This is a genomic window from Nocardioides terrae, from assembly GCF_900112345.1.
GTDB classification, from domain to species: domain Bacteria; phylum Actinomycetota; class Actinomycetes; order Propionibacteriales; family Nocardioidaceae; genus Nocardioides; species Nocardioides terrae.
Genome location: NZ_FOLB01000003.1, coordinates 166,290 through 180,229 on the forward strand (window position 1 = coordinate 166,290; position 13,940 = coordinate 180,229).

The window sequence follows — 13,940 nt, forward strand, 5'->3', positions numbered from 1 at the left end:
TCGCTCACGTCTGCTCCACCTCCTCTGCCTGGGTCTCGTAGGCGTTGACGAGCTCGGCGTAGGCCGCGTTGCGGGCCAGCAGCTCGGCGTGGGTGCCGCGGTCCCGGATCCGGCCGTCGGCGAGGTGCACCACCTCGTCGGCGAGGGCGATCGTGGCCTTGCGGTAGGCGACGACGACGAGGGTGCTGTCGTGCTCCCTGAGGCCGGCGAGGATGCGCTGCTCGACCTCCGGGTCGACCGCCGAGGTCGCGTCGTCGAGGATCAGCAGCCGCGGCCTCCTGACCAGCGCCCGCGCGAGCGACAGACGCTGACGCTGGCCGCCGGAGAGACTGGTGCCGCGCTCCCCCAGCCGCGTGTCGAGCCCGTTCGGGAGGGCGGCGACGAAGCCGTCCGCCTGGGCGGTGCGGAGCGCGTCCCAGACCTCCTCGTCGGAGATCCGGTCGTTGCCGAGCGTGACGTTGCCCCGGACGGTGTCGTCGAAGAGGAACGCGCTCTGCGGCACCACGGCGACGGCGGTGGCGAGCTCGCCGGCCGCGAGGTCGCGCAGGTCGGTGCCGTCGACGGCCACCCGGCCGCTGGCCGGGTCGACCAGACGGGTGAGCAGGGTGGTGAGCGTGCTCTTGCCGGACGCCGTCGCGCCGACGACGGCGACGGTCCGGCCCGGCTCGGCCTCGAACGTGACGTCGGTCAGCAGCGGCTGGGCAGGGTCGTAGGCGAACGCCAGCTGCTCCACGGTCAGCCGCGCCCCGGCCGTGTCGGGGGCGAGTCGCCGGTCGCCGTACGCCATGGCCCCGGTGGCGTCGAGGACGGCGCGGACCCGCCGCCAGCCGACGACGCTGCGGGGGAACTCGCCGAGCAGCCACCCGATCGAGCGGATCGGGAAGGACACGATGGTGAGGAGGTAGGCGACGGTGACGACGTCGCCGGCGACCGTGGCGCCGTCGCGCACGCGGATGACGCCGACGAGCAGCACGACGAGGACACCGAGGTTCGGGAGGGCGGCCAGGGCGGGGTCGAACGCGGCGCGGATCCGGCCGGCGCGGATGTTGACGTCGCGCAGCTCGCGGGCCTTGCGGCCGAAGCGGTCGGTCTCCTCCTGCTCGCGGCCGAGCGTCTTGACGACGAGCGCGCCGTCGAAGGACTCGTGGGCGACCTCGCTGAGCTCGGCGCGCAGCTGCTGGGCGCGGGTCATCAGCGGCGAGCTGAACCGCTGGTAGACGAGGTTCGCGGTGACGACCGCCGGGAAGACGAGCAGCCCGACCCCTGCCAGCACCACGTCCGCGACCAGCATCTGGATGACCGCGACGACCATCATCACGACGGTGCCGACGGCCATGGGCAGCGGCGCGATCGGGCCCCAGGCCGCCTCGACGTCGCTGTTGGCGTTGCTGAGCAGCTCGCCGGTGGGGTGGGCCTGGTGCCAGGCCATCGGGAGGTCGAGGTACTGCCGGGTCACCGCCCGTCGGGTGTGGGCCTGCATGCGGTACTGCATCACCCCGGCCCCCAGCCTGCGAGCCACGATGCCGACCGCGCGCAGGATCGCGACACCGACGAAGAGGCCGAGCACCGCCCACATCGCCGCCGCACCCACGTGGTCCCCGTCGAAGGCGGGCAGCAGGACGTGGTCGGTGGACCAGCCGAGCACCCAGGCATCGGCGACGGTCAGCACCCCGAACAGCGCACTGCCGACGGTCGACGCGGTGAAGACCCACGGCTCGCGCTTGATCGCGACCCACAGGACCTTGAAGCCATCGAGCGTGGTGGCGCGCCTGTTCGGTCCGTCGCCACTCACAGGGGGGAGTCTAGTGTCGGGGCCGTGCTGACCTCGCTCGTACCCCGACCCTTCACCGGTTCGCTCGCCGCGCGGGAGCGCGCCGAGCTCGCGTCGCTCGCGCTGTCGCTCGGAGCGCCTGCGCCGACGATGTGCGCCGGGTGGACGGTCAAGGACCTCGTCATCCACCTCCTGGTGCGCGAGCGCCGGTTGGTCGCGAAGGATCGGGCCACCGCCGAGCTGGCGTCGCGCGACCTGGCCTCGCTCGTCGCGCAGCTGCGCGCGGTGCCGCTGCTGCTGTCCGTCGTGGACCCCGTGCTCAACGGGATGGAGATGTTCGTCCACCACGAGGACGTACGCCGGGCGCAGCCGTCGTGGACGATACGGCCGCTCTCCTCCCGCGACGAGCGCGAGCTCTGGCTCTCGGCCTCGCTGGTCGGTCGGATCCAGGGCCGCCGGGTCGACGTACCGCTCGTCATCGCGTCGGGAACGCGCCGCACCGTCCTGCGCTCGGGCCCGTCGCCCGTCGTCGTCTCCGGTCCGGTGTCGGAGGTGCTGCTGTTCCTCAGCGGGCGGGTGTCCGTGGCGTCCGTGGCGTTCGACGGACCGGTTGACGCGATCGAGAAGGTGAAGGCGGCGTCGCTCTCGCTCTGAGCTTCTCCACAGGCTGCGGCTTCGCTCTTCCAGGGTCGCTGGCTTGGGGCTACCGTCCCGCATAGCGCTTCATCTCACCGCGTTCTCGGGAAGGACGACCATGAGGCGACCTCTCACTGCGGTCCTCACCCTCGGACTGCTCGCGCTCGCCGGGTGCTCCGGCGACGCCGATCCCGCGCCGGCTCCGCCGCGGCCGTCCACGTCATCTGCTTCGCCGTCGGCCTCACCGTCAGCGGCTCCCAGCCCGCCGGTGATGCCGGCGCCTGCGAAGGCGCACACGAAGGCCGGGGCGAAGGCGTTCGTCAGACACTTCGTAAGTGTCGTGAATTACGCGGAGCACACCGGCGACACGCCAGCGATCTCTGCGCTGAGCGCTGAAGGATGTACTGGATGCTCGGCGGGTGTTCGGACCGTGTCGAAGGTCTACAAAGCAGGCGGTCGAATCGTGGGGGGCGACTCCACACTCCAAAACTCAACCGTGGAGCTCGGCTGGGCAGGGCAGGTCGCGATTGCGCACGTCACAGCCTCGGTAAAAAGCACTGTGGAAATCCACGACTACCCGGGCGACAACCGCGATACAAGGCGCCCAGCCACCGCGACGAGGACTCGCTTTTTGCTCATGCAGGACGGAGACGGATGGCGTGTCGCCCAGATCGAGGCGGCGTCATGACAGTTCGAGTCCATTGTGCAGGCCTGGCCCTCCTGATTGGTATGTCCCCGGCTTTGAGCGCGGCGTCTTATGCGGGAGACCCCCACACCGGCGCGGACGAGGATTCCTTCTGGACGAGTGCGGTGGAGACCACTCCAGGACATGCAGATCCGGGGGAATCTGACTCATCCGCAGCAGGAGTGGTCTCGGCTGAACCGGCGGGAACGCCCGTCACCGAGGCGGTATGCCAGGTGCCACTCAATGAGAACCTCACGTGTAGCAGCCCGCGCTTGTGCCCAAACGGCACCGAGATGGTCATGACCTACCTCGAGACCGCAGACGGTCACCTCATCAACGGATATGACAACTGCTCTGTCGCAGCCTCGGCACCCACCGGTCCATCTCAAGCAGACGTCCAGAACGCGTTCCGCCAGATCCCCCTTCCTGAGTCCGTCCTTGTCATCCAGCCACCCGGCGGCGCGACGCTGGTCAACTTCGACACGAACTTCTACACCGTGGCGCAGCCCTTCGAGCGGACCGTGACGCTCCTGGGCCACCAGGTCCGGTTCAAGATCCGGCCGCGCAGCTTCGCGTGGCACTACGGAGACGGCAGCAACCAGACGACGGCCGAGCCGGGCGCGGCCTACCCGACGCTCGACGTGACGCACCGCTACCTGAAGAAGGGCACCGTCGCGGCGAGCGTCGACACCGTCTGGGAGGCCGACTTCCAGATCGACGGCGGAGCGTGGGCTCGGGTCGACGGCACGGTCTCCAAGACCGGCGCACCGCAACAGCTGACGATCAGGTCGGCCACGCCGACCCTGGTGGGCTGATCAGCCGGTGTTGCGGAGGTCGGGGGAGACGTCTCGGGTTCCGTCGGTGTCCTTGACCCACTGGTAGCCGTGGGGACTGGTCCAGAGGTATTCGGCCGGTCCGAGCCTGAGGTAGGTCCAGTGGCCGAAGGTCTTGGCGCGGTGGTGTCTTCGACACAGCGGGGCAAGGTTGTCGCTGGTCGTCGGGCCGCCCTGGGCGTGCTCGACGATGTGGTCGAGGTCGAGGTTGTCGGCCGGGCGGTGGCAGTGGGGGAAGGCGCACACGACATGGACGGCGACGACCTGGTCCCGCAGCCGGGTCGAGGGCTGGTAGCCGGTCGAGGTGAGGGTCTCGGCGAGGTCGAGCACGGGCTTCACGGTGACCGTCGCACCGGTGGTGCCGCACCACTCCTGGACCTGCTCGACGGTAACGAGACCGAGCCGGTGCCCGGTGGCGGTGGTGAGCTCGCCGATCCCGTCGCCGTAGCCCCGCAGCGCGGCCTCGGCCAGGTGGACGTGCAGCACCACCGCCCGCCGGCGCCGCGGTGTCACACCGTCGGGCAGGTCGACGGCCTCACCGCGCGCCAGCAGGCCGAGCGCCTTGGCCCGGCGTACGTCGAGGGGGTCGGTGTCACCGGCCGCGGCCAGCTCGGCGGCCAGCTCGGCGAGGATCGTGTCGAGGTCGAGCGCGTCGGCCACGTCGAGGACCGCATCGACCCGGCCGGTCGACAACGCCGCCGCACCGAGGTCGGACAGGTGCTGCTCGACCGTCACGGTGGCGTGCCGGGTCTCCAGGGCCTCCAGCGCGGTGCGGGCGGCGGTCTCGGGGTCGAACCGGACGATCGCCTCCTCGACCAGCCGCTCCAGCACACGCGGACCGACCCGCCCGGCCACCGGTGCGACCTGGGCGTCGACCCAGGCCGCGCCCTCCGGCGGCAGACACTGGGTGAGGTCGGCGATCCGCAACGCCCGCCACACCGGCACCTGCCCGGCCCCCACCCGGCGCCAGGTCTGCCGCAGCCGGTGGCCGAGCTCGAGAACCCGACCGAGATGGAGACGCGCGGCGTCGGTCGACATCCCGGCCGCAGCACCGAACTCCACCACCGCGAACTCCGCCACCCCGGGCGCGCCCTCCCCGGCCAGGGCCAGCTCACCCTCGGTGCCCGGCACCGTCGCGGCCGGATGACGCGAGTCCGGGGAGTTGAACGCGCAGTAGTCCAACGCCAGCCGCGCCTGGAGGACCTGCTCGGCCGCCTCCCGCTGCCTCGATGCCCGCAACGCCGCCAAGACGTCGCCGCTGGCATCCAACGACGCGTCACCAGGCTCCCCGGGAGGGGAGGCGAGCACCGAGATCGACATACCTCCATCACACCAGAAGCCACCGACATTCCTGGTCGGGCACGTCACGGCGGGGTTGGAGCAGCGTCACAACTGGTGCTTGTCGTCGATCGGCGGCGGTGACAAGGTCGATGCATGACCACGATCAACAACATCGGTACGGCCATGTTCTCGGTCGCAGACCAGGACGCGGCGATCGCGTTCTACACCCAGAAGCTGGGCTGGGAGCTTCGCTCCGAGACGTCGTTCGAGGACGGCGGCGACGCCGGCCGGTGGGTCGAGGTCGCACCGCCCGGGTCCGCCACGGTGCTCGCCCTCAACCTGCCGATGGGCGGCCAGCCCGGCGGGGGCAGCATCGGTGTCGAGACCCCCGACGTGGACGCCGAGTACGACCGGCTGAGCGGCACCGAGGGTGTCCAGGTCGGCGAGCGGATCGGTGGAGAGGGGCCCGTGCCGCGGATGTTCTCGATCAACGACCCCGACGGCAACTGGATCTGGGTGGTTCAGTCGCGCGGCTGAGCGCCACGCGGTCCACTCACGCCGCGGACAGGCCCAGCTTCGCCAGCTCGAGGAGGCGGGTCCGCGCGGGCTCGAGGACCAGATCGACCCATCCTGCCCAGGCCGCCGTCTCCACCGAGCGCACGGTGTCGCGCCGGGCGTCCTGGTAGGCACGGGCGTTGAGTACGGCGGCTCCGACGTACGCCTGGTCGGCCGGATCGACCTCACCGCGACGGGCGCGGTCGAGCACGCGGTAGGCCGCCGGACTCACCTCGTCGCGTCCCTCCCGGAGCTGCTGCATGACCCGGCCGTGCTCCCGAGCGGGCGTGCCGAAACGGAGCAGCTCGAGGTCGAGGACGTCGGTGGTGAGCTGGTAGTCCTCCCGGAGGAGTGCCGCGGACGCCATCCGCCCCGCGTCCCGGGCGCGCGCCAGGATCTGCAGCCAGTCCACCTCAGCGGAGCCGGCGACCGCCCGCGCGACGGCGGAAGGCACGCCGAGCGGCGGCATGTCGAACATGAGTCGATCACCGGTCCCGCTCGGCACCAGGCGGCCGATCACCCAGCCCCCGGGCGAGCAGCAGAGCGCGCCGAGGTCGACCGCCTCGAGCCAGTCGCCGCCGGCCTCCCGGACCCGGAGCAGCGCACCGGGGAGGCGATCGCCGAGCTCGTAGCCGCCCATCCGCGCCTCGGTCCAGGTGCGGACCAAGTCGGTGTGCTCGGCCAAGCGTCCGGTCGCGAACTCGTCGAGGAAGGCGGTCAGCGCACCGCCCTCGTGCGTCACGGCCTGGTGGAACGCCCACGACTCCCCGAGCACGCGGGCGACGACCTTGATCGGGTCACCCTCGTGGCGGTAGCAGTCCTCAAGGAGGTCCTGGTGGAGCTCCTCGATCACCCGGCGATGCCATTCCCTGATGACATGACCGGTGTCGCCGTCCTCGCACCGCGCGGTCTGGTAGGCGATCCAGCGGGCCCACACCCAGTCGGGCAGGTCGTCGCCGAGCTGGACGAGCTGGTCGAGGAGCCACCGGTTGCGGCCCTTCCTGAACATCGGGACCGCCTGGTGCCACTCGAGGGCGGCCGCGACGTCGCCGGCCCGCTCGGCGGCCAGCGAGCGCTCGACACAGGCGTAGAGCTCCGGCGTCATGGAGTCGGCGATGCGCCGATGGCGGCGGAACCCGCCGGGAATGTTCCGAGACATGCGAGCAGCCAACGCCGGACGCCGGTCCGCTGCAACGGCCCCCGGCCGCACCTGTGGATAACCGGATCGTCAGCGGCGCACCTGGTAGCGGAGCGAGACGAACTGCCCCGTACGCCCCACCTCGACGAGCCGCAGCCGGTCGGACTCCATCCGCCGCGGGAGCAGTGGCGCGCCGGCGCCGAGGGTGACGGCGGCGACCGAGAGCATCAGCTCGTCGAGCGCGCCGGCATCGTCGAACTGGCCGGCGAGGTCTCCCCCGCCCATCAGCCAGACGTCCTTCCCCGCGGCTGCCTCGACGACGGCCTGCAGGTGGTCGGCGACCGGGCCACGGAGGATCGAGATGTCCGCGCCGGGGATGACCGGCAGGTCGCGCGAGGAGAACACGTAGGTCTTCTTGCCGGGGTAGAACTGGTCCCACTTCTCGGGGTGGTCGAGCAGCTTCTCGTGGTCGAGGATCCACTCGTAGGTGGTCGACCCCATCACGAGCACACTGACGCCCTGCACGAACGTCTCGAGCTCGGACATCGACTCCTCGCCGCCTTCGACCGCGAAGAGCCAGTCGAGCGAGTTGTCGGGATCGGCCAGGAAGCCGTCGAGGGTGGTTGCGGTGGCGTAGACGAAACGGGTCATGCCGCGACGCTAGACCGGGTCACCGACAGTCAGCGGCGCGACGGAACGGCGATCCGTCCCGGCCAGCGTCAGCTGGCGCTGCGTGCCCTCCCCCGGGTCGAACAGCACCACCTCGGTGCGCCACCGGAGCACGGTGCCCTGGTGGGCCCGCGTCCGGGTCGGCACCTGCGAGGCGGTGCCGAGGACGACGAGCTCGCGGTCGCTCATCAGCGGACCGGCGCCCCCGCGGCCCGCAGCCCGTCCTTGACCTGGCCGACCCGCAGCGTCCCGAAGTGGAACACCGACGCGGCGAGGACCGCATCGGCGCCGGCGGCGACGGCCGGCGGGAAGTGCGCCACGGCACCCGCGCCGCCCGATGCGATGACGGGGACCTCGACCGCGGCCCGCACGAGCCGGATCAGCTCGAGGTCGAAGCCGTCGCGGGTCCCGTCGGCATCCATCGAGTTCAGGAGGATCTCCCCGGCCCCCAGGGACGCGGCGCGAGCCGCCCACTCGACGGCGTCGATGCCGGTCGAGGTCCGGCCGCCATGGGTGGTCACCTCGAAGCCGGAGTCGGTGCGCACGCCGCCGGACACCCGTCGCGCGTCCACCGAGAGCACCAGCACCTGGTTGCCGAACCGGTCGGCGATCTCGGCCACCAGCTCCGGCCGGGTGATGGCGGCGGTGTTGACGCCGACCTTGTCGGCGCCCGCGCGCAGCAACCGGTCCACGTCGGAGACGGCCCTGACGCCGCCGCCGACGGTGAGCGGGATGAACACCTCCTCGGCGACCTTCGAGACGACCTCCATCGTGGTCGCCCGCTCGTCGCTCGAGGCGGAGATGTCGAGGAAGGTCAGCTCGTCGGCACCCTCGGCGTCGTAGACCTTCGCCAGCTCGACGGGGTCACCCGCGTCGCGCAGGTCCTGGAAGTTGATGCCCTTGACGACCCGGCCACCGTCGACGTCGAGGCACGGGATGACCCGGACCGCGAGGCTCACGACCCGTCACCCTGGGTCCGGCCGAGGGTGAGGTCGAGCGCCTCGGCCAACGACAGCGAGCCGGTGTAGAGCGCGGTGCCGGCGATCGCTCCCTCGACGCCCAGCGGCACCAGCTCCATGAGCGCGTGGATGTCGTCGATGGTGGTCACGCCACCGGACGCCAAGACCGGCGCAGGCGTGGCGGCGCAGACGTCGCGCAGCAGCTGCAGGTTGGGGCCCTGCAGCATGCCGTCCTTGTTGACGTCGGTGACGACGTAGCGGGCGCAGCCCTCGGAGTCGAGGCGGTCGAGGGTCTCGTAGAGGTCGCCGCCCTCCTGCGTCCACCCGCGCGCGGCCAGCGTGGTGCCGCGGACGTCGAGGCCGATGGCCACCCGGTCGCCGTACGTCGCGATGGCGCGCGCGCACCACTCGGGCTGCTCGAGCGCGGCGGTGCCGATGTTGACCCGGCGGCAACCGGTCGCCATCGCCGCCTCGAGCGACTCGTCGTCGCGGATCCCGCCGCTCATCTCGACCTTGATGTCGAGGCGGCCGACGATCTCGGCCTGCAGCTCGCGGTTGGTCCCGACACCGAAGGCGGCGTCGAGGTCGACGAGGTGGATCCACTCCGCGCCCGCCTCCTGCCAGCGCAGGGCGGCCTCGATGGGGTCGCCGAAGCGCTTCTCGCTGCCGTCCACGCCCTGCACCAGCTGGACGGCCTGGCCGCCCTTGATGTCGACGGCGGGGAGGAGCTCGAGGTAGTCAGACACGGCAATCCTTCTAGGAGCGGCGGAACAGCACGGTGTAGATGACGGGGGCGACCAGCACGCTGGCCACGGCGGCGAGCGCGCGTGCCGACGGTGCGGGAGCGGCGAACCAGACCAGGACGTTGACGGCGAGCAAGACCGCGAGCACGGCCTCGGCCCGCCGCCGCCGCTTCCTCGCGAGTACGCCGGCCGAACCGGTGCGGCGCTGCGGGAGCCGGCCGGTCAGCGCCCGTCGGCGCCGGTCACGGCGGGCCCGTCGGGCCGCCTCGGTCTCGCGCCGGGCGGCCTCCTCGGCGGCGGCACGCTCGCGCTCGGCGCGCGCGACGGCCCGTGCCTTGCTCATGAGGTCCGCAGCGTCTGCACCCAGTTGCGCAGCAGCGCGGCGCCGGCGTCGCCGGACTTCTCGGGGTGGAACTGGGTCGCCCACAGCGGACCGTTCTCGACGGCGGCGACGAACCGGTCCCCCGCGTGCTCAGCCCAGGTCACCAGCGGTGCGGTGGTCCGATCGTTGGTGACGAGCTCCCACGACCGCACGCCGTAGGAGTGCACGAAGTAGAACCGCTCGTCCTCGATGCCGTGGAACGCGACGGACCCGGCCGGCACGGAGACGGTGTTCCAGCCCATGTGCGGCACGATCGGCGCCTGCAGCCGCTCGACGACCCCCGGCCACTCGTCGCAGCCCTCGGTCTCGACGCCGTGCTCGACACCGCGGGCGAAGAGGATCTGCATCCCCACGCAGATGCCCAGCACCGGTCGGCCGCCGGCCAGCCGCCGACCGATGATCCGCTCGCCCTTGATGGCGCGCAGGCCCGCCATACAGGCGGCGTAGGCGCCGACCCCCGGCACCAGCAGACCGTCCGCGTCGAGCGCCTCGTCGAAGTCGGAGGTCAGCGTCACCGACGCACCGGCGCGCTCGACGGCGCGCACCGCCGAGCGCAGGTTGCCGGAGCCGTAGTCGAGGACGACGACGGACGGAGCGGTCACAGGGTGCCCTTCGTGGAGGGCACCCCGGTCTCGCGCGGGTCGAGCGCGATCGCGTCGCGGAAGGCCCGGGCGAACGCCTTGAACTGCGTCTCGACCAGGTGGTGCGGGTCGCGTCCGGCCAGCACGCGGACGTGCAGGGCGAGGTGGGCGTGGAAGGCGATCGTCTCGAAGACGTGCCGGGTCAGCGAGCCGACGTAGCCGTCGTTGCCGATGGTCACGTAGACCTGGCCCTCCGGCTCCCCCGTGTGGACGCAGTAGGGGCGGCCGGAGATGTCGACGACCGCCTGGACGAGCGCCTCGTCCAGCGGCACCGTCGCGTCGCCGAAGCGGCGCGTGCCCCGCTTGTCGCCCAGCGCCTCGCGCAGCGCCTGGCCGAGCACGATCGCGGTGTCCTCGACGGTGTGGTGGGCGTCGATGTGGGTGTCGCCCTCGGTCTGCACGGTCAGGTCGATCAGGCCGTGACGCGCGAACGCCGTCAGCATGTGGTCGTAGAACCCGACGCCCGTGGAGATGTCGTGGCGACCGGTGCCGTCGAGGTCCACCTCGACCAGCACCTTGGACTCGCTGGTCTGCCGCTCGATGCGTGCGGTCCTGCCCGTCATGCGGTCACCTCAACTAGTGCGTTCTTGAAAGCGGTCATCTCGTCGGGCGTGCCGATCGACACCCTCAGCCAGCCGTCGGGGCCGACCTCCCGGATCAGCACACCCCGGTCGAGCAGCCCCTGCCACACAGCATGGCGGTCGGCGAAGCGCCCGAACAACACGTAGTTGGCGTCGGACTCCGCCACCTCGTGCCCGCGGGTGCGGAGCCAGTCCACCACCCGGTCGCGCTCGGCGCGCAGCTCGTCGACCTTGCCGAGCAGCTCGGGCGCGTGCTCCAGCGCGGCCAGCGCGACCGCCTGGGTCACGGCGGACAGGTGGTAGGGCAGCCGGACGACCCGGATCGCGTCGGTGATCGCGGGGTGGGCGGCCAGGTAGCCGAGGCGCAGGCCGGCGCCTGCGAACGCCTTCGACATGGTGCGCGTGACGACGAGGCTGCGGTGGTCGGCCAGCGACTCGAGCGCGCTCGGCACGCCCGTCCGGCGGAACTCGCCGTAGGCCTCGTCGACCACGACGATGCCGTGGTCACCGACCGCCTCGCACAGGGCGCCGACGGCCTCCGGCCGCAGCGCGGTGCCGGTCGGGTTGTTGGGGCTGGGCAGCAGCACGACACTCGGCCTGACCTCCTCGACGAGGGCACGGGCCTTGTCGACGTCGAGGCTGAAGTCCTCCTCGCGGGAGCCCGCGACCCACTCGGTGTGGGTGTCGCGGGCGTACTCGGGATACATCGAGTAGGTCGGCGCGAAGCTGAGCACCGTCCGCCCCGGACCGCCGAAGGCCTGCAGCAGGTGGAGCATCACCTCGTTGGAGCCGTTGGCCGCCCAGACCATGTCGGGGGTCACCGGAGCGGCGCCGGAGTCACGCGAGAGGTACGCCGCCAGCGCGCTGCGCAGCGCGGTGAACTCGCGGTCCGGGTAGCGGTTGAGCGTCGCCGCCGCCTGTGCCGCGGCCGCGGCGATGTCGGCGATGCACTCGGCCGAGGGACCGTAGGGGTTCTCGTTGACGTTGAGCTGCACGGGCACGTCCAGCTGGGGCGCCCCGTACGGCTCGATCCCGGCGAGCTCGGGGCGGATCGGCGGCCAGCTCACTCGAACCGCACCCTCACCGCGGCGCCGTGACCGGGCAGGTCCTCGGCCGCGGCCAGCGTCATGACGTGGTCCTTCACGTCCTCGAGCCCCTCGCGGGTGTAGTCGATGACGTGCACCGACTTCGTGAACGCGCGCACCGACAGCCCCGAGCTGTGGCAGGCGCAGCCACCGGTCGGGAGCACGTGGTTGGAGCCCGCGGAGTAGTCGCCGAGGCTGACCGGGGCGAACGGCCCGATGAAGATCGCGCCGGCGTTGGTCACTCGGGCGGCCCAGTCGTGCGCGTCCCGGGTCTGGATCTCGAGGTGCTCGGCGGCGTAGGCGTTGACGACGGCCAGGCCCTGCTCGAGGTCGTCGACCAGCACGATCCCGGACTGGCTGCCCCCGAGAGCGGTCCGGATCCGCTCGACGTGCTTGGTCGCGGAGACCTGCTTCTCCAGCTCGGCCTCGACGTCGTCGGCGAGCGCCTCGCTGTCGGTGACCAGCACCGAGGCGGCCAGCGGGTCGTGCTCGGCCTGGGAGATCAGGTCCGCGGCGACGTACGCCGCCTCGGCGGTCTCGTCGGCGAGGATCGCGATCTCGGTCGGACCCGCCTCGGAGTCGATGCCGACCTGGCCCTTGAGCAACCGCTTGGCGGTGACCACGTAGATGTTGCCCGGACCGGTGACGAGGTCGACCTTCGCGCACGGCCCGACGCCGTAGGCGAACATCGCGATCGCCTGGGCGCCGCCGACGGCGTAGACCTCCTCCACGCCGAGCAGCTCGCACGCGGCGAGGATCGTCGGGTGCGGGAGGCCGCCGAACTCCCGCTGAGGAGGCGACGCCAGCGCGAGGGAGCGGACCCCTGCCACCTGGGCCGGGACGACGTTCATCAGGACGCTGGAGACCAGCGGGGCCAGCCCGCCGGGCACGTAGAGCCCGACCCGGCCGACCGGCACCTTGCGGTGGACGACGCGGGCGCCGGGCGCGAGGTCGGTGACCGCGTCGGCCTCGAGCTCGTTGGCGCAGGTGGCGCGCAGGCGCCTGATCGACTCCTCCAGGGCCGCCCGGACCTCGGGTTCGAGCTCGGCGAGCGCCTTCGTCAGGGCCTCCGCGGGGACCCGGATGTCGGAGAGCTCGACCTTGTCGAACCGCGCGCTGAGCTCGAGGATCGCCTCGACCCCGCGGGACTTGATGTCGTCGAGCATCGGCTGCACCACGTGGGCCGCGGCCTCGACGTCGAACTCTGCGCGCGGCACGGCGGCGCGGTAGTCGACGGGCGCTCCGGAGGACGGAGCGCCGCGGAGGTCGATGCGGCGGATGGTCATGGATCGATTCTACGAGCCGCATGTCCGGCGGCTGCGCGGCAACCGTAGGGAGAGATCCTGAGGAGGACGTCATGCGACACGCACTGATCCACCGAGACGCCGAGCGCGATACGGGGCGCGATACGGAGCGCTCCGCCGACGAGCGCATGGTCAACGACCGGTTCACCGCGCTCACGCCTCACGAGACCTACGGCGGCACCAACTGGGGCGCGTGCTTCTTCGGCTGGCTCGTCGCGGTCGGGGTCACCGTGCTGCTCGGTGCGATCGTCGCAGCGGTGGCCGCCGCGGTGGGGTCGCAGCTGGACTGGACGGCCGACGACGCGCGCGGCAACGCCCGCAGCCTCGCCCTCGCCGGCGCGATCACGCTGGCGGTCGTGATGTTCGTCGGCTACTACGCCGGCGGGTACGTCGCCGGACGGATGTCGCGCTTCGACGGCATGCGCCAGGGGGTCGGCGTGTGGCTCATCGGCATCCTGACCGCGGCCATCGCCGGCGGCCTGGCCGCCCTCCTCAACGCGCGCACCGACCTGTTCGGCGACCTCGACCTCACCCCCGGCGACCTGACCGCCGACGACGCCACCACGGGCGGCATCGTGACGGCCATCGCCGTGCTCCTGCTGATGCTCGGCGGCGCCGTGCTGGGCAGCGCCGTGGGGCGGCGCTACCACCGTCGGATCGACAGCGTCCTCTAGGTT

At 71.9% G+C, this 13,940-nt stretch carries 17 protein-coding genes; 5 read left to right on the forward strand and 12 right to left on the reverse strand.

Translation table 11 applies throughout. The features are described from left to right. Positions 1–4: 4 nt before the first annotated feature. A complete protein-coding gene (locus BM236_RS05530; protein WP_091121159.1) occupies positions 5–1,792 on the reverse strand; it encodes an ABC transporter ATP-binding protein in 1,788 nt (595 codons plus the stop codon). A 24-nt stretch (positions 1,793–1,816) separates the two neighbouring features. Here BM236_RS05530 and BM236_RS05535 point away from each other — a divergent pair, with 24 nt between their 5' ends. The 3 genes from BM236_RS05535 to BM236_RS05540 all read left to right on the forward strand — a co-directional run bounded on the left by BM236_RS05535 (position 1,817) and on the right by BM236_RS05540 (position 3,907). Next, complete coding sequence (locus BM236_RS05535; RefSeq protein ID WP_175507563.1) at positions 1,817–2,425, forward strand: TIGR03085 family metal-binding protein; 609 nt, start codon at positions 1,817–1,819, stop codon at positions 2,423–2,425. A 253-nt stretch (positions 2,426–2,678) separates the two neighbouring features. Beyond that, entirely contained in the window at positions 2,679–3,095 is a 417-nt protein-coding gene (locus BM236_RS19600; protein WP_425434183.1) for a DUF6318 family protein, read from the forward strand. Between the two features lie 296 nt (positions 3,096–3,391). Further along, positions 3,392–3,907, forward strand: coding sequence for a hypothetical protein (locus BM236_RS05540; protein WP_139230034.1), 516 nt, complete (start codon positions 3,392–3,394; stop codon positions 3,905–3,907). Here BM236_RS05540 and BM236_RS05545 read toward each other — a convergent pair whose 3' ends face one another. Beyond that, positions 3,908–5,245 carry an HNH endonuclease signature motif containing protein gene (locus BM236_RS05545; RefSeq protein ID WP_091121164.1) on the reverse strand — a complete coding sequence of 446 codons (1,338 nt, stop codon included), beginning with the start codon at positions 5,243–5,245 and terminating at the stop codon, positions 3,908–3,910. Positions 5,246–5,359: 114 nt separating this feature from the next. Between BM236_RS05545 and BM236_RS05550 the strand changes: the two genes are divergently transcribed. Further along, positions 5,360–5,743, forward strand: coding sequence for a VOC family protein (locus BM236_RS05550; protein WP_091121166.1), 384 nt, complete (start codon positions 5,360–5,362; stop codon positions 5,741–5,743). 16 nt (positions 5,744–5,759) lie between these two features. On the opposite strand, the gene BM236_RS05555 is transcribed toward BM236_RS05550, so the two are convergent. The 10 genes from BM236_RS05555 to hisD form a co-directional block, all read right to left on the reverse strand. Next, on the reverse strand, positions 5,760–6,920 hold the full coding sequence (locus BM236_RS05555) for a hypothetical protein (RefSeq protein WP_139230035.1): 1,161 nt from the start codon (positions 6,918–6,920) through the stop codon (positions 5,760–5,762). Between the two features lie 69 nt (positions 6,921–6,989). Then, entirely contained in the window at positions 6,990–7,550 is a 561-nt protein-coding gene (locus tag BM236_RS05560) for a dihydrofolate reductase family protein (RefSeq protein WP_091121172.1), read from the reverse strand. Positions 7,551–7,559: 9 nt separating this feature from the next. Beyond that, the gene (locus BM236_RS05565; protein ID WP_091121173.1) at positions 7,560–7,757 is read right to left on the reverse strand and encodes a hypothetical protein; all 198 of its coding nucleotides are present in this window, start codon (positions 7,755–7,757) and stop codon (positions 7,560–7,562) included. Beyond that, positions 7,757–8,527, reverse strand: a complete 771-nt coding sequence (gene hisF, locus BM236_RS05570; protein ID WP_091121176.1) for an imidazole glycerol phosphate synthase subunit HisF — start codon at positions 8,525–8,527, stop codon at positions 7,757–7,759. Before hisF ends, BM236_RS05565 begins: the two co-directional genes overlap by 1 nt. After that, positions 8,524–9,273: a bifunctional 1-(5-phosphoribosyl)-5-((5-phosphoribosylamino)methylideneamino)imidazole-4-carboxamide isomerase/phosphoribosylanthranilate isomerase PriA gene (priA, locus tag BM236_RS05575; protein ID WP_091121178.1), complete on the reverse strand. Its 750-nt coding sequence runs from the start codon at positions 9,271–9,273 to the stop codon at positions 8,524–8,526. The genes hisF and priA overlap by 4 nt, the downstream gene beginning before the upstream one ends. Before the next feature lie 10 nt (positions 9,274–9,283). After that, positions 9,284–9,613 carry a hypothetical protein gene (locus BM236_RS05580; protein WP_091121181.1) on the reverse strand — a complete coding sequence of 110 codons (330 nt, stop codon included), beginning with the start codon at positions 9,611–9,613 and terminating at the stop codon, positions 9,284–9,286. Next, complete coding sequence (gene hisH / locus BM236_RS05585) at positions 9,610–10,254, reverse strand: imidazole glycerol phosphate synthase subunit HisH (RefSeq protein ID WP_091121182.1); 645 nt, start codon at positions 10,252–10,254, stop codon at positions 9,610–9,612. Before hisH ends, BM236_RS05580 begins: the two co-directional genes overlap by 4 nt. Further along, complete coding sequence (gene hisB / locus BM236_RS05590; protein WP_091121185.1) at positions 10,251–10,856, reverse strand: imidazoleglycerol-phosphate dehydratase HisB; 606 nt, start codon at positions 10,854–10,856, stop codon at positions 10,251–10,253. The genes hisH and hisB overlap by 4 nt, the downstream gene beginning before the upstream one ends. After that, the gene (locus tag BM236_RS05595; protein WP_091121186.1) at positions 10,853–11,941 is read right to left on the reverse strand and encodes a histidinol-phosphate transaminase; all 1,089 of its coding nucleotides are present in this window, start codon (positions 11,939–11,941) and stop codon (positions 10,853–10,855) included. Before BM236_RS05595 ends, hisB begins: the two co-directional genes overlap by 4 nt. Beyond that, a complete protein-coding gene (gene hisD, locus BM236_RS05600) occupies positions 11,938–13,245 on the reverse strand; it encodes a histidinol dehydrogenase (RefSeq protein ID WP_091121189.1) in 1,308 nt (435 codons plus the stop codon). The genes BM236_RS05595 and hisD overlap by 4 nt, the downstream gene beginning before the upstream one ends. A gap of 71 nt (positions 13,246–13,316) precedes the next feature. Between hisD and BM236_RS05605 the strand changes: the two genes are divergently transcribed. Next, positions 13,317–13,937: a hypothetical protein gene (locus BM236_RS05605; protein WP_139230036.1), complete on the forward strand. Its 621-nt coding sequence runs from the start codon at positions 13,317–13,319 to the stop codon at positions 13,935–13,937. The last annotated feature ends 3 nt before the right edge of the window (positions 13,938–13,940 follow it).